The sequence below is a fragment of the Parafrankia sp. FMc2 genome (assembly GCF_041008525.1).
Classification (GTDB): domain Bacteria; phylum Actinomycetota; class Actinomycetes; order Frankiales; family Frankiaceae; genus Parafrankia.
Genome location: NZ_JBFLUG010000372.1, coordinates 1 through 1,572, shown reverse-complemented (window position 1 = coordinate 1,572; position 1,572 = coordinate 1). Strand labels below are relative to the sequence as shown.

General features: G+C 72.5%; 1 protein-coding gene. It reads left to right on the top strand.

Features of this window, described 5'->3' with window-relative positions; genetic code table 11:
* Nucleotides 1–1,572, top strand: a 1,572-nt coding sequence (locus AB1460_RS37345) for a glycosyltransferase (RefSeq protein ID WP_368967268.1), incomplete at both ends; no start/stop codon positions are given.

The following is a 1,572-nucleotide window of genomic DNA, read 5'->3' as shown; positions in this document are numbered from 1 at the left end:
ACCGCCCACGCGGCCCTCACCCGCGCCGCCACCGCCGCCCGCGCCCCCCTGCTCGTCGGCGCCGTCCTCGACGGCCCCGGCGACCGCCACGTCCGCAACGCCGGCCTCATCTGGACCACCGACGGCCCCACCGGCGCCATGTACGTCAAACGCCACCCCGTCCCCTTCGCCGAATACCTCCCCGGCCGCGCCCTCCTCGAGAAACTCATCAGTCGCTTCGCCGAGGAGATGCCCAACGACTTCCTCGCCGGCACCGGCCACGGCGCCCTGCCCGTCGCCGGCACCACCATTGGCGACGTCATCTGCTTCGAAGTCGCCTACGACGGCCTCGTCCGCGACAACGTCACCCGCGGCGCCGAACTCCTCGTCATCCAGACCAACAACGCATCCTTCGGCCGCAAGGGCGAAAGCGAACAACAGCTCGCCATGAGCCGGCTGCGCGCCGTCGAACACGGCCGCGCCACCGTCCAGGTCTCCACCAGCGGCGAAAGCGCCCTCATCGCCCCCGACGGCACCATCCTCACCCAGACCGGCCTGTACGAGGCAGGCGTCCTGACCGCACCACTGCCCCTGCGCACCAGCCACACCCTCGCCACCCGGCTCGGTATCGTCCCGGAGATGGTGCTCACCGCACTCGGGGCACTCTCCATGATCGCCGCACTGGCGCACAGTCGACGCTCCCGCCGCCACACCGACCCGACCGACAACACCGACCCCCCGACCAGCGCCGGCGACACCCAGCACCCCGCCGAGACGCCCCAGCCCGCCGCCGGCCCCGACCAGAAAAGGAGAGGCGTGGAAGCCACCCGCGTCGTCGTCTGCGTCCCGACCTACAACGAACGGGACAACCTGCCGGACACCACGCGCCGGCTCCGCACGGCGAACCCCGCGGTCGACCTGCTCGTCATCGACGACGCCAGCCCGGACGGCACCGGAGAGATCGCCGACGAGCTCGCCGCCGGCGACAGCCACATCCACGTTCTGCACCGCGCCGGCAAGTCCGGCCTCGGCTCCGCCTACATAGCCGGTTTCACCTGGGCCCTGCAGCACGGCTACGACATCGTCGTCGAAATGGACGCCGACGGTTCCCACCAGCCCGAACAGCTACCCAGGCTGCTCGACGGCCTCACCGGGGCCGACATCGCGATCGGATCCCGCTGGATCCCCGGCGGCACCGTCCACAACTGGCCCCGCAGCCGACTCGTCCTGTCCCGCGGCGCCAACGCCTACGTCCGCGCCGCCCTCGGGGTGCCCCTGCACGACGCCACCGCCGGCTTCCGCGCCTACCGCGCCGACGTGCTGCGCGCCCGCGACCTCGACCAGGTCGCCTCCCAGGGCTACTGCTTCCAGGTCGACCTCGCCTGGCGCGCCTGGCAGGCCGGCTTCCGCGTCATCGAGGTCCCCATCGACTTCGTCGAACGCGAACGCGGCGCCTCGAAGATGAGCCGCGCAATCGTCGCCGAGGGTTTCTGGCGGGTCGGCTGGTGGGCCCTGACCTCCCGCCGCCGCGGCCCCGCCCGCACCCCGCAGACGCCCCAGGACACCGTCCCACCGGCCGCATCGACCATCCCC